Source organism: Bacillus timonensis, assembly GCF_000285535.1.
GTDB lineage: Bacteria > Bacillota > Bacilli > Bacillales > Bacillaceae_L > Ferdinandcohnia > Ferdinandcohnia timonensis.
In genome coordinates, this window is sequence record NZ_HE610989.1 from 260,722 (window position 1) to 273,747 (window position 13,026).

Genomic DNA, 13,026 nt, shown 5'->3' on the forward strand with positions numbered 1-13,026 from the left:
ATCATATCCGTTAATAGGTAGCGAAATAAGGATCCAGAGATTTATCTTCTTCTAAGACTCAAGACGTAGGAAAATTATGGAGAATGACTAAAAAAAGGATATAATATAGGAGACATAAGTTTGCGATTGTATTTTATAAGGAGCGTTTCTTCATGAAAAGAATGAAAAAGATATTAATATTCCTTGGAATTCTTATAAGCTATATGGCTACAATTGGGATGATTTTTACAAACATTGTAATGTTTATGAAGAAGAAAACGGATGATGAAATTCTTGAACGTGAAACAAGGGAAGGACGCCTTACTTTAGACGAGGTTGAGTCTTTAAAAAAGGAGGATGTTTCCATTCCCTCAAAATTTGGATATACAATAAAGGGGTGGCTGGTTAAAGGCACTGAGAAGAAAAGATTTATTATCATTTCCCACGGTGTTACTCAAAACAAACTGAATTCAATTAAATACATGAAGCTTTTTTTAGAGCGAGATTGGAATGTTCTTTTATATGATCATCGCCGCCATGGAGAAACCGGAGGAAAAACGACTAGCTATGGCCATTATGAAAAGTTTGATTTAGCTTCTGTCGTTTCTTGGGTTAAAGAAAATCATGGAGAAGATAGTACGATTGGCATTCATGGAGAATCTATGGGTGCTGTGACAACCTTACTTTACGCGGGGATGATTGAGGACGGTGCAAACTTCTATATTGTTGATTGCCCGTTTTCAGATTTTGAAGCGCAGCTGAAGTATTTATTAAAAGTTGATTATAAAATCCCGGCTCCACTAGTTCTTCCATTTGCTAATATCTTTTTAAAGCTTCGGGATGGCTACAGCATTAAGGATGTCTCTCCTGTTTCTGTCATTCAAAATATTAAAAGCCCTGTTTTATTTATCCACAGTGCCAAGGATGATTATATTTTGCCAGAAATGACGATGGAACTTTATAAAATGAAGGAAGGGCCTAAACAAATGCTAATTGCCGAAAAAGGCAAGCATGCATACTCATTCGCTGAGAACAAAGAAGTTTATGAAAAAGTGATTGATGACTTTTTAGGCAAATATGTAAGGGACTGATTTTTCCAGTCCCTCATCCTAGCACATCAGTAATGTCCGTTAAATTCTCATCAATCCAAGCTAATGCGAGTTCAATTGTTTCGAACTCCTGAACCTCAAAAGTCACTTCATCTTGAAGTAGCCACACATCTTTTTGTTCATGGTTTGCTCCTGCAATTGACCAATGCAAGAGGCTATATGGATGATTGTTATGTAAAAAGGAAACCCATGTTTTATCTAAGGCAATATTTCGGATTGTGTTAAGCTTGGAACTCATGTACATCACTCACTTCTACTAGCCGCAAACGTGGATTTAGTATCTCATTTGGGCTTTTTAGCATATAGCAATTCGCCGCTTCGATAAAATCAATGGTCATTGTTTCATCTAAAAACACCATCTTCGATTTTTCGACTAATAAAGGTTGATAATTTGTGTGCAAGGTTATATCATCCTCATCTCCAGAGTCTACTAGCCATAACGCAGTAACCCCACTCACCACACAGCCACAACCCTCAGTTTCATATTTCAGTTTTAATTTTCTATCTTTATTTTTAATTTGTGTATTTAGTTTTTCAATCGCACGGTCTGTAAATGATACGTTCATTTTGTTCTCCTTTTTCTTTCGTTTATGATTATTCTATCATATCTTGTAATCTTCTACATATCATTACAATAACTCTACACTTTACTATGTAATTTGAAATTTGGTAAATATTGTCTTATTATCAATAGTAATTCTATTATTCTAAGGAGGAGTTCAAAAGATGTCAAAGGTTACCATCAAAGTAAATGATAATGGTTCTTTAAGGATTACAGGTGACGTTGATTTAGTTGATACGGAAGGAAACAAGTTCCCAACGAAACAAACCTTTTCACTTTGTAGATGCGGTAGATCTAACAATAAACCTTTTTGTGACGGTTCTCATAAAGGCCATTTCGAGTCAGTCGTACGTGCCCCAATCGAATAAACCTAATTAAACCGAATGTGAAATGCGTTCGGTTTTCTCGTTTTGTGGATTGATTAATGTGTTACAATACGAGTAAAAGCCTATCATGGAGGATGAAACATGCCTGATTGGTCATATCATGTACTCTTTAAACCTATTTTATCTCATCTATCTCCCTATCAATCCCGTGAGTTTATCCATAAAGGAATGAGTCTAGTCGCCTCCATCCCAGGAGGACATCGTCTCATTCATTTTCTTGGAAGACAGGAATCTTCTGAACTTATTAAAAAAGAAATTCAGGGCGTATCCTATACAAATCCAGTTGGACTTTCCGGAAAAGTTGACCCACTCTTAACTGGTTCAAGAGCTTTTTCAAATCTTGGATTTGGTTTTATTGAAATTGGTCCAGTAACGAAGGATCCGACAATGAATCCTTCTCTTCCAATTGTGGATTGGCAAGAACAGCAAATTAATTTTTTTGAAAACGATGAATCAATCGGAATTGATAAAACGATTCAAATACTTGAGAAATGGAAGCCTACACAACCCGTTTGGGCAAGGTTGTCTGGAACGAAGGAAGAACAACAGGATTTAATTTCTCGGCTAGAGCCATATGTTGATGCATTTGTAACTTCTGCCCCGAATTTTCATTTAAGTACGGGCCTACCCGTATATCTATCAGTTCAAGTTGATAGGGTAAAAGCACTTTCAGTTGACGGCTTTACGTCTAATCTATCTGGAATTGTCATTGATGAACCAACGGGACTGCCAAACGACAGATATGTAAGGGATCTAGTAGATTCGATTCGTTATTTAAGAGAAAACAGGCTCACACTTCCTATCACCACGGTTGGTGGTATCTATGAACCAGCTGATGCTCTTACGCTTTTTGATGCAGGTGCTGACCTTGTTATGCTATCAAGCGGCTATGTTTTTTCCGGCCCAGGCCTTACAAAACGAATCAACGAAGCCCTTTTATACAAACTTGAACCAAAGCCTATTCTTCATCACGCATGGATTTGGTATTGGTTGTTTGGATTGTCCATTTTTATTGGAGGATTACTTGCTGTTCTCTTCGGTTTGACAACTACTATTTTGCCTTACGATGAACAATTTCTTGGAATGCAAAGAGAGGAGATCCTGTTATTCAATGAACGGATTCTCTATTTTATGGCGCACGATCGACTGACTCTCGCCGGTACGATGATTTCTGGCGGCATCGTCTATATGGCTTTGGCACGTTTCGGTGTCCGAAAACATATTCTTTGGGCTAAGCAGGCCATTGATTTTGCTGCGATTCTTGGGTTTTTAGGCATTTTCTTGTTTATTGGTTACGGATATTTCGATTGGCTTCACCTCGTTTTTTGGCTCGTATTACTACCAATCTATCTAACTGGTTTTTATAAAACGAGATATCTTAAAGGGACACCCACATCACTTAACACTCGTAATCACAGGGCTTGGAAACAAAGTTTGATAGGACAATTAGCCTTTATTTCCCTTGGATTTTCTTTTATATTAGGTGGCTTCGTCATTTCATTAATTGGGATTACCAATGTATTTGTTCCAACTGACATACTATATATTTGTATGCCACCTGAGATGTTGGATTTGTTTAATGATAAGTTAATTTCGGTAATTGCCCATGACCGTGCTGGCTTTGGGAGTGCGCTCCTCAGTGTTGGGTTAATAGTGCTTACAATATCGCTTTGGGGATTTCAACAAGGAAATAAATGGATTTGGTGGACATTACTAATTGGTGGGCTTCCAGCTTTCTTTGCAGGAATTTGGATTCACTTTGCCATTGGGTATACGACTTTTATTCACCTACTTCCTGCTTACTTTGCACTTTGTTTATTCTTCATTGGACTTATTTTGACATACCGTTTTTTTCATATGGATAAGGATGTATAAAGAACTGAGAGGGTGTCCCAAAAGCCTAGCTTTTAGGGGCCTCTTTTTGTATGGATGGTTTAGAACATGTTGCTCTCTATTCCAGGCGGACACTTTCCATTTCATCAACAAATATGAAGCCGTTAAAAACGGATGTTTATGGGTTAGCAGGTTTTGGGTTGGGAGAGAAGACCTGGAAAAGTAATAAAAATAGCAGTTGAATTAGCCTCGTTATTAAATGAAATCGGCAAAAGAAAAATGCTTGGAAAGCCAATGTTTTTTATTTTTCTATTCAACTGTCTACTTTATACAAGAAAAAGCCAATACGACTGGGATTCTAAGTCTTCTTTCGAACTCTTCGTCATTCGTAAAATGTTCTCGTTTTGGTGTTCCTTCCTGTAAATCAATTACTGAGAAACCTGATTTAGTTAGAGCTTTGAAATAATGTTCAGTTGTTCGATGGTATTTCACCACTATCTGTTCAATCCAAGGTTCTTTTCTTTCCCCTTCAAGAAAATAGTCATCAACTATCCAATTTCCACGTTTATCTCCTGTTTGTTTGCTTAAAAATGAAGAAGTAGTAAGGGGATGTTGAACACTAAACACAAACTTACCATTATCCTTTAAGGTTTTATGAACATTTTGGAACAGTGAATGAACATCTGAGACATAGTGTATTGCAAAACGAGAAGTAACAATATCATATTTTTCGGTTGGGTAACAGTATGATTCCATTGTCTCGTGATGAATCGTCCCATTTTCATTGGCTATGTTAAGCTTTGCAGATGTAACCATTTGTTGAGACCCTTCTATTCCTGTGTAAAATGCTGCACCTTGATTAAGTAATTCCTTTCCAAACGACGCATCACCGCATCCTAAATCTAATATACTTTTATTTTGAAAGTCACCCATGAGTTCATAAATGATAGGGCTTTCGATAGCGTTGTTTGGACTGTCCTTTTTATATCTTCTTTTCATATAGTTTGAAAAAAAGTTCTCTTGGTCATAAACACTTGCACCTCTAAATTCCATACAAACCATCTCTCCTTCCGTAGGCTATTCACCCGATACTTATAAGTTGATTGTCTTTAGATGTTTTATCATATTAATTGTTCAATCCTAGTAATATATTTCATTTCTATTTTGTAGAATAGCCATCGATTTCGCATACAATTTAGCAGTACATGTAACTTATAAAATTTACAGTGGCAATAACTATTGTCAGAGAAAAATAGGTACGATAAAAGTACAGTTATTTCAATGTTGATTAATTATTAAAATTAATTTACCAATAAAAAAGCAGACATAATTGCTATGTGCATTAGTCTGCTAATTAATACTCTACTTGTACCGTTTCTCTCCTTTATCGAAACCTGATACTTTTGGGGTTTGCCTTTTTTCATTTTCCTGTCTTCCAATCTTTTGCTAACATGCCATATACAATGTGGTCTACATAGTGATCGTAAAGCCATTCGCTTTGCCGAATCCTGCCTTCATTCACAAAGCCTAGTCTTTCCGGAATAGATCTGCTTTTATGATTTTCGACCGCTGCACGGATTTCGACTCGATTTAGTTTTAAATGGGTAAAAGCGTAATCGGTTAAGGCCTTTGCTACTCTTGTCATAATTCCATTTCCTTGATATTGCTGGCCAAGCCAGTAGCCAATAAAAGTAATTTTATTGGTCCAATCGATTTCGTTGAAACTTGCTACCCCGACAACTTCGTTTTTATAGATAATAACGGTATGTAACCCTTTGTTTTCTGCATAACTTTTCCTGCATGATTCGATATATGCTTTTGTGTCCTCTACCTTTGTTGTCATATCAAGCCATGGTAGCCATTCTCTTAAGTACGGTCTTGACTCTTGTGTTAATTCAAAAATTCGCTCGGCATCGCTTGCCTCTGTGACTTTTAAGGATAGTTCCTCGTCAATTTGGTATACAAACATTGTTTTTACCCCATTCTATTCTTTTACCATTTAACTTCTATCTCTTACTTAAAAATCCTGCTAAAATTATTCAGAAAAACGCAAATCGACCAGCATGTTTATAGGAATATAATGTACTTCCCCGAATTTATCGATAATATGCAGTCTCCCCTGTAAATCATCATAATGATGAATGGTACCAAGGAGGAGTTTGTGGTGTTTTGCCTCATAATGCGTAATTAGCAATTCTCTCCCTTCCTCCATTGCCTGCCAAAGAACACCATTCATTTCTTCAATTTGCTGCTCATCGAGTTCCGGCTTTTGCTCATACGTATCTTCTTCCGCCCAATCTCTTAGTAATTTCACATGCTCTGGTAGCATCATTGCTGTCCATTTTATTGCTCCGCGATCCCGTATCATTCCTTATCACCTTCTTTCTTACGTCTAGCTCCAGCACCTAGCCCCTCGTGGTCGCTCCTGCAGCAGCGACACTAAGGAATGCTACGAGAGCATAACCCTCGAAAAAATGAGTTTTGCTTATTTTTGAGCCTCCTCGTAGGGGTTCGAGCGCTTGTCGGACTTGCACAGGACAAGAAAGGCTTCGGGAGCATATACATCGCACGAAGAAAATGCAAAGCATTTTCGAGGAAGTGCTGACATCGACGTTCGCCACAGGACGTGGCAGTAGTTAGTCGATGTTCTTCTTTCAAGGTGCTTGCGCTTTTAATTTCTATTCCGCCTTATGTCCGCCGACAAGCTTGCTGCGATGTCTTGATGTTCCAGCATTTGTATAGGAAACGGCACGCAGGATTGCATCTGAACCATATTTTCCTCGGATACCGTCCATCACATAACCAAGCTTATGTTGCTTGACTCGGTTAAGATAAAACAAATCCAACTGCATTTGCGTATCATCCTCAATATTGGACAGCGCAATTGAGATTTTACGGACTGTCCTTTTCGCATAAAATTTCTCAAATAACTCAAGACATACACGATACATTTCCATTGTGATATTTGTTGGCGTTTCAATCGTTTTTGAACGGTAAAAACCTCCCCCAAACTCATCTTGGCTGTAATGAATTCCAAGGCTAATCGTTCTCCCTGCTTTTTTATGCCGCCGTGCACGCCTCGCTACCTCTTCACACATTTCAAGAATGACGTGCTTCACTTCTTCCGGGTCTGGGTAGTCACGCAAAAGAATTTGGCTTTTCCCAAAGCTAATCTGACCTTGCATAATTGGGGCACCAACTTCTGATAAATCAACACCCCAAGCATGATAATAAAGCTGATTTCCCATAACTCCGAATTTTTTCTCAAGTAGTTCAAGTGGAAAGTGGGCAAGCTGTCCAACAGTTGTAATTCCCATTCCATTTAACGTTCGCTCTACCCTTCTCCCGATTCCCCACATTTCCCGTAGTGGTGAAACAGACCATAGCTTTTCAGGGATATCGTCATAAGTCCATTCTGCAATTCCCCTTTTCTTTGCATCCAAATCTAAGCAAAGTTTGGCCATCAACATATTGGGGCCAATGCCAATAGCACAAGTTAAACCATATTCAGCTTCAATCTCCTGCTTGATTTTACGCGCAATTGTCGTTGCATCTCCCCATAATTTTTCAGTCCCATCAATCTTTATAAAGCTTTCATCCACGCTATATACATGTATTGCACTTTTTGGTACATAACGATTAAAAAGTCTCGTAATTTCCGTTGAAATTCGTAAATAGGTTGCCATTTTCGGATTCACAATTTGAATTCTCGGATCCTTGGGGATTTCAAAGAGTCTTGACCCTGTTTTTATCCCAAATTCCTGCTTTAGCTTTGGTGAAGCCGCGAGCACGACACTTCCTTGACGCTCCGTATCTCCAACAACCGCTAAATAACACTCAAGTGGATCAAGACCTAATAATACTGCAGCACAGCTTGCATAGAAGCTTTTTATATCCACGCACAAAATCTTTTGAACGGGTAACTGACTGTAATCCACCATCTAACATCATCTCCAAAAGAATGTATGTTCGTATTATATTCTTAATGATAAGAGAATATACGTTCGATTTCAATGGAAATTTAAAGGAGAATTTCAAATGGTCTTTCCTCATGAGGCGTACTATAATGAGGATAGTTAAAGAATGAGGTGTAATTATGGAGGATGCATTCATCCGTAAATTGATTCGAAATAATTTATATCAATACGGGCATGAAAGGGATTCTATTCCTTTGTCAGAAGAAGATTATAAGGTATTAGTTAAAAAAATAAAAAAGCAAAAAGAACTCGAACGTGACACAGATCTCCACGATATCATTAATGATATCGTTTATGAATACTTAACAACATAAAAATGTAAAAACTGCCTACGAAGATGGCCATAGGCAGTAAAAAAATCACTTAGAGGTCAAATGTCCTCCATATGTTGAGACATATAATATTCCATGGCCTCATTGAGCCATTTTTCCTCTTCAACAGTGTAGGGGGAAGGAGCCATTTTCTGAAGCTCAGCAAGAATCGTATCCTCATCAATTTCGGGAAGATTTGATTCTGCTAAAGCGCGCATTGTTTCCTCGCCAATAAACGAAAAGGAAGCCTTCATGTACTTGTCTACCATAGCCTGAACTTCTAAATCATGAGCGGGCTTTCCATATAAACGTTTTACCTCTTTGGATAATTGAACAAACTCTTTGTCTATGGCCAACTTTGCTTCATCCGATTTATCATAAAGATGCTCAACTATATCTGGTTTTGTATGTTGGTCTAGCCAAAGACGTTGTTCTTTTTCTGTTTGGATACTATTGATAAGGCTCATTAGAACAATACTATCCACCTCACCCTCTTCCTCGATCAGAGTAATTGTCCGATTAATCGCAGTTAGTGCAGATTCAATTTGTTCTTTTTTCTCTTCAAAGGCTTTTTTCTGAAGTTGCAAAGACTCATTAAAGCTAGGATTAAAGCTAGACTCCTCGATTATTTCTCCAATTTGCTCTAGATTATAGCCCAAAAATTTAAAGCTAACGATTTTTTGCAAAGTAAGTAAATCTTGGTTCGAGTATTGACGATAACCGGATGTGGGGTGCTTATCAGGTGTAAGTAGTCCAATTTCATCATAGTAGTGTAGGGTTCTGATTGAGATGCCTGTTCTTTCGGAGAATTCCCCAATAGAATAAAAATCATTTTTCATATCACGACTCTCCTTTTTTCTAAAATGTTTTTTCACAACCTAATTTTACATCCTCACGTAACGGTAGGTTCAAGCAGATTTCGTAAGTACTTTACAATACATCTACCCATTTCTATAAAAGAAAAACCAAAACGCTTTAAAAGCGAATTGGTTTTTTCTAATTATATTGATAAACGAAATGCCAAAACTTTTATCCCATCATTTGCGGGCTCAAAATCATATTGTGGTAAACGCTCAAAACCGTGTTTTGTATAAAGCTTAATAGCCTGTTCCATGAACTCACCAGTATGTAGTCCGATATACCGATGATTTTTTGCTTTGGAACGATTGATGCATTCAGTAATCAAAGCTGAAGCAACACCCTTTCCACGAACCCCAGGATCAACTGCTAGCATTCGGATTTCGGGATAGTCCAGTTCATCTAACTGGCCTTCATATGCGTCTGTTTTAGCTGGAAACAAGACGACACTTGCTACAATTTTTTCATCAAGTTCACACACAATGAGGTCAACACCGGTCTGGCAATCAGCCTCAGAAGAAATGGCCTTCTTAAGAGCTCGCCAATGATCAGTTGGAATTACCCTTGAATGCTCAAGGTAAGCATTCACTCGTTGATCACGAATAAATTCTAATTCATCCTTTTTCGCATCACGAATTATCATGTTCTGTTTGCACCTACCCTTGAATTAAGAACTTTTCTTTTTTATTGCTCAATTCTTCACGGTTATGGGTGGATAACCAAACAGACTCTTCTGGCCCTTTAGGAAGAATATTCACCTCTCCTTTTGCAGGGTCAATCGTGATGGATAGGTGATAATGTCGCTTAATTGCATCAAAATCGGTCGTTTCACCGAAACCTGGAGTTTGGTACAAGTCACGTGCATACCCCCATAGATTTTTAAACTCACGGATTAAATTTCGGTTTGTGCGAAAGGCAGAATAATAAGCAGCGTCAAAGCGGACCAACGTCGTATATAATCGAACGTCAGAATCCGTAATAAAATCACCAAATAAGAAACGATGCTCGGACAAACGCTCCTCTAACTCATCTAATCTAGCAAACAATCGATCATAAGCTTGTTCGTAAGCCTCCTGAGAACGAGCGAATCCACATTTATACACGCCATTGTTTACATCATGGAAAATAACATCATTCAAAGCGTCAATTTCCTCGCGCAAATCACTTGGGTATAAATCTGGAGCACTTTCCTTATGGAAAGGAGCCCAAATTGTTTCAAAATAGTTGGTTAGCTTAAAATAGTCATTGTTAACAGCATTTTTGGTTTCAAGATCAACCATGACCGGTACAGTTGGTCTACCTGTATAATCAGGGTCCGCATTCAAATAGACCTCACTCACATACTGAACATCTAAGACGGGGTCAACTCCTTTTTCATCTAAGGAAAATTCCCAATCCACACGCGGAATTCTAGGTCTTAGGGGACTAACTGTTCCTAAGCTTATCGCATTCTCTAACCCAAGTACTTTTCGAACGATAACAGATCGATGTGCCCATGGACAGGCAGCCGACCATAGTAAGCGGTAGCGCCCAGACTCAACGGGCAGTTCACCAGGCTGGTTTCCAAAAGGTGTCGTAAAGCGATTAGTTTGGCGATTAAACGAGCCATCTGCTTTTATTTCTACTGGTTTTTTTGATGAATCATCATTCGATTTAACGGGAATCTTACGGCTTAATGTTTGATCATTTTGTGTCATATAATCTTCTCCCTCGTGTTTTTTAATCAATGCATAGTAATTCAATGTGTTTAATGTTATTTACTCATTATCTACATCATGCGTCAAGAAATAAATTCCTATAAAGTAAAACAATTCAAACCGTGAAATTGTTATTACATGGTTTAATAAAAATATAAGCTTTCACCGAGAGAAATAGCATTTAATCTTTTTAGAAATGGATGATGAATGAACGGAAGGGACTCTTTTTATTTGAGTGGTGTCATTTATCGTTTTGCGGTGTGGTGATATATCGATTAGCTCGGTTGCAACATCTATATGACGTTACAAATAGCTTCAAATCCTTGTAAACAAAAAAATACCCCTTACAAAAAGGAGTATGGTTACTACTATTTTTTAAAAAACGCCTTGCCCCCTACTTTTTCAACAAGTCGAGGAAACAGCATATAAAACATACTGCCCGCATTCATCCAGCCCGGTAAGTTAATTTCGCGTTTTGGAGTTAACATGGCATTAACAATTTTGCTGGCAACAGCATCTGGATCGAGCATGAAACGATTTACATTTTTCGCATATGTACCAGATTCATCTGCAATATCGAAAAAGCGTGTTCGGATTGGTCCTGGATTTACAGCCGTTACATGGATATTTGAGCTCGAAAGCTCCATTCGCAAGCTATTGGTAAACCCGAGAACTGCATGTTTTGTAGCCGAATAAACACTTGATTTTGGTGTCGCGATTTTTCCAGCCTGTGACGCAATATTAATAATATGGCCTGAATTTTGCTTTATCATGGTAGGTAAAACCATTTTTGTACAAGATATGAGACCGAAAACATTCACCTCAAACATTGCCTTCATCTGCTCTATCTCGGCATCCACAACATTTGCGAACACACCAAATCCAGCATTATTAACAAGAACGTCAACGGTTTTTACATTTCGTAAAATGTCCTCGAACACTTCTTTTACATTGTCCGTATCGCGAACATCTAGCTTATAAAACAAGCAGTTTATATTGTATTTTTCTTGAATGTTCTGTGCTATTTCTTCCAACTTTTCATAGCTTCGGGCTAATAGAATGGGAGATGCCCCTTGTTCTGCAACTAGATAGGCAATTTTTTCACCAATTCCACTTGAAGCCCCCGTAATAACAATCGTTTTTCCTTTAAGTCTTGAACTCATATGACCTTTTTCACCTCAGGGAATTTTTAGTTTGCATGATAGATATGTTGCCCATTCACTACTTCTATCTTAATTTCCCCTATTTCCTCTAGGAAGTCAAGCTGTCCAACAGTTTCAGACACGGTAAAGAGAGGTTGCTTCAAGTACACTTTAGGGAACAATTTCGTACATACTTCAAAAGCAGTCATAGGATTTTCCTTGATCATTTGCAAAACATAATAGGCACGCTCTTTTTGCGATACAAATCTTTCTTTTATTAACTCATGTGGGTTGAGAATATCATCTCCATGCCCTGTTACAACCTTGGAAATATCTAATGTTAGAAGCCTTTTTAAAGAATTGTTATACTGAATTAAAGGCCTTGGTCTCGCTATTTCACCAAATTGTGGTGGTTCAAGCAATGGATTTGGTGATATTTTTGCTAAAAGGGTGTCCCCTGCAATTAGCATTCCATCTTCTTCCCGATAGAGCACAATATGACTTTGTGCATGTCCAGGTGTCTCTAATACCTTAAAGCCCGGCATTCCGTCGATGAAATCTCCATCCTGAACCATTGTTGTTAACGACCTACGGCAAGAATATTCAAGCTCTTCATCCATATCAATTAATGCTACAAATGCTGGATCAAGTCCTAGTTGGATAAAGAGCTCCTTATAAAATGGCTCATTATCTTCAAAAAATTGTTTATCCTGACTAATCCATGGCTGGTTTTTTGGGTGACCGATAATAGGGATTTCCTTACTAAAATAATCAAGAAGTCCAACATGGTCTGGGTGATGGTGGGTAATCAAAATTTGTTCGATATCAGATGGTTTATAACCTAACACAGCAAGTTGCTCATTAAAGGAATGCCATGCTTCCTCCGTTTTTGCACCAGCATCAATCAATGTTAAGGAATCCCCCTTAACGATATATACATTCACATCCCCAACAGCAAAAGGTGTTGGCAAGGTGATTTTAAAAACATCCTTCGTGGTCGTAAGTTTACTCATAAAAAATCTCCTTTGTCCTATTTCCATTAAGTTTATCCATTTTCAGTTTACCTTTTCACCCTCGTTTTGTCATTATATTCGAATAATTTATCTCTTATGGAAAAATAATTGGGCTTATTTTAATAAAACAATTCCTTGACATCCCGTTTAAATCAGTGC

Annotated in this window: 16 protein-coding genes; 5 read left to right on the forward strand and 11 right to left on the reverse strand. The window is 37.9% G+C overall.

The window, feature by feature from the left end; translation table 11 throughout:
- Positions 1–161 precede the first annotated feature (161 nt).
- On the forward strand, positions 162–1,070 hold the full coding sequence (locus BTHG_RS21600) for an alpha/beta hydrolase (RefSeq protein ID WP_026021927.1): 909 nt from the start codon (positions 162–164) through the stop codon (positions 1,068–1,070).
- Positions 1,071–1,083: 13 nt separating this feature from the next.
- Here BTHG_RS21600 and BTHG_RS21605 read toward each other — a convergent pair whose 3' ends face one another.
- Both BTHG_RS21605 and BTHG_RS21610 read right to left on the reverse strand, forming a co-directional pair.
- Positions 1,084–1,326 carry a DUF2552 family protein gene (locus tag BTHG_RS21605; protein WP_010284439.1) on the reverse strand — a complete coding sequence of 81 codons (243 nt, stop codon included), beginning with the start codon at positions 1,324–1,326 and terminating at the stop codon, positions 1,084–1,086.
- Positions 1,310–1,654, reverse strand: coding sequence for an iron-sulfur cluster biosynthesis family protein (locus tag BTHG_RS21610; protein ID WP_010284441.1), 345 nt, complete (start codon positions 1,652–1,654; stop codon positions 1,310–1,312). The genes BTHG_RS21605 and BTHG_RS21610 overlap by 17 nt, the downstream gene beginning before the upstream one ends.
- A gap of 160 nt (positions 1,655–1,814) precedes the next feature.
- Between BTHG_RS21610 and BTHG_RS21615 the strand changes: the two genes are divergently transcribed.
- The 3 genes from BTHG_RS21615 to BTHG_RS26925 all read left to right on the forward strand — a co-directional run bounded on the left by BTHG_RS21615 (position 1,815) and on the right by BTHG_RS26925 (position 4,111).
- Complete coding sequence (locus BTHG_RS21615) at positions 1,815–2,018, forward strand: CDGSH iron-sulfur domain-containing protein (protein WP_010284443.1); 204 nt, start codon at positions 1,815–1,817, stop codon at positions 2,016–2,018.
- A 99-nt stretch (positions 2,019–2,117) separates the two neighbouring features.
- A complete protein-coding gene (locus BTHG_RS21620) occupies positions 2,118–3,911 on the forward strand; it encodes a dihydroorotate dehydrogenase (protein WP_010284453.1) in 1,794 nt (597 codons plus the stop codon).
- 50 nt (positions 3,912–3,961) lie between these two features.
- Positions 3,962–4,111: a hypothetical protein gene (locus BTHG_RS26925; protein WP_157256241.1), complete on the forward strand. Its 150-nt coding sequence runs from the start codon at positions 3,962–3,964 to the stop codon at positions 4,109–4,111.
- Positions 4,112–4,190: 79 nt separating this feature from the next.
- On the opposite strand, the gene BTHG_RS21630 is transcribed toward BTHG_RS26925, so the two are convergent.
- From BTHG_RS21630 to BTHG_RS21650, 4 genes are all read right to left on the reverse strand, one after another.
- The gene (locus tag BTHG_RS21630; RefSeq protein ID WP_010284454.1) at positions 4,191–4,922 is read right to left on the reverse strand and encodes a class I SAM-dependent methyltransferase; all 732 of its coding nucleotides are present in this window, start codon (positions 4,920–4,922) and stop codon (positions 4,191–4,193) included.
- Positions 4,923–5,289: 367 nt separating this feature from the next.
- Positions 5,290–5,838, reverse strand: a complete 549-nt coding sequence (locus BTHG_RS21640) for a GNAT family N-acetyltransferase (RefSeq protein WP_010284456.1) — start codon at positions 5,836–5,838, stop codon at positions 5,290–5,292.
- Between the two features lie 66 nt (positions 5,839–5,904).
- Positions 5,905–6,237, reverse strand: coding sequence for a YolD-like family protein (locus tag BTHG_RS21645; RefSeq protein WP_010284458.1), 333 nt, complete (start codon positions 6,235–6,237; stop codon positions 5,905–5,907).
- A gap of 310 nt (positions 6,238–6,547) precedes the next feature.
- Positions 6,548–7,810 carry a Y-family DNA polymerase gene (locus tag BTHG_RS21650; RefSeq protein ID WP_010284460.1) on the reverse strand — a complete coding sequence of 421 codons (1,263 nt, stop codon included), beginning with the start codon at positions 7,808–7,810 and terminating at the stop codon, positions 6,548–6,550.
- A 155-nt stretch (positions 7,811–7,965) separates the two neighbouring features.
- On the opposite strand from BTHG_RS21650, the gene BTHG_RS21655 reads away from it, so the two are divergent.
- Positions 7,966–8,160 (forward strand): YqzH family protein, encoded by a 195-nt coding sequence (locus BTHG_RS21655; protein ID WP_010284464.1) that lies wholly within the window; start codon positions 7,966–7,968, stop codon positions 8,158–8,160.
- A 56-nt stretch (positions 8,161–8,216) separates the two neighbouring features.
- Here BTHG_RS21655 and BTHG_RS21660 read toward each other — a convergent pair whose 3' ends face one another.
- From BTHG_RS21660 to BTHG_RS21680, 5 genes are all read right to left on the reverse strand, one after another.
- On the reverse strand, positions 8,217–8,996 hold the full coding sequence (locus tag BTHG_RS21660; protein WP_010284473.1) for a MerR family transcriptional regulator: 780 nt from the start codon (positions 8,994–8,996) through the stop codon (positions 8,217–8,219).
- A gap of 161 nt (positions 8,997–9,157) precedes the next feature.
- Positions 9,158–9,658, reverse strand: a complete 501-nt coding sequence (locus BTHG_RS21665) for a GNAT family N-acetyltransferase (protein WP_010284474.1) — start codon at positions 9,656–9,658, stop codon at positions 9,158–9,160.
- 13 nt (positions 9,659–9,671) lie between these two features.
- Positions 9,672–10,712: a glutathione S-transferase family protein gene (locus BTHG_RS21670; RefSeq protein ID WP_010284475.1), complete on the reverse strand. Its 1,041-nt coding sequence runs from the start codon at positions 10,710–10,712 to the stop codon at positions 9,672–9,674.
- Between the two features lie 368 nt (positions 10,713–11,080).
- Positions 11,081–11,875 (reverse strand): SDR family NAD(P)-dependent oxidoreductase, encoded by a 795-nt coding sequence (locus BTHG_RS21675; protein ID WP_010284477.1) that lies wholly within the window; start codon positions 11,873–11,875, stop codon positions 11,081–11,083.
- Positions 11,876–11,901: 26 nt separating this feature from the next.
- Positions 11,902–12,867, reverse strand: a complete 966-nt coding sequence (locus BTHG_RS21680; RefSeq protein ID WP_010284479.1) for an MBL fold metallo-hydrolase — start codon at positions 12,865–12,867, stop codon at positions 11,902–11,904.
- Between the last annotated feature and the right edge of the window lie 159 nt (positions 12,868–13,026).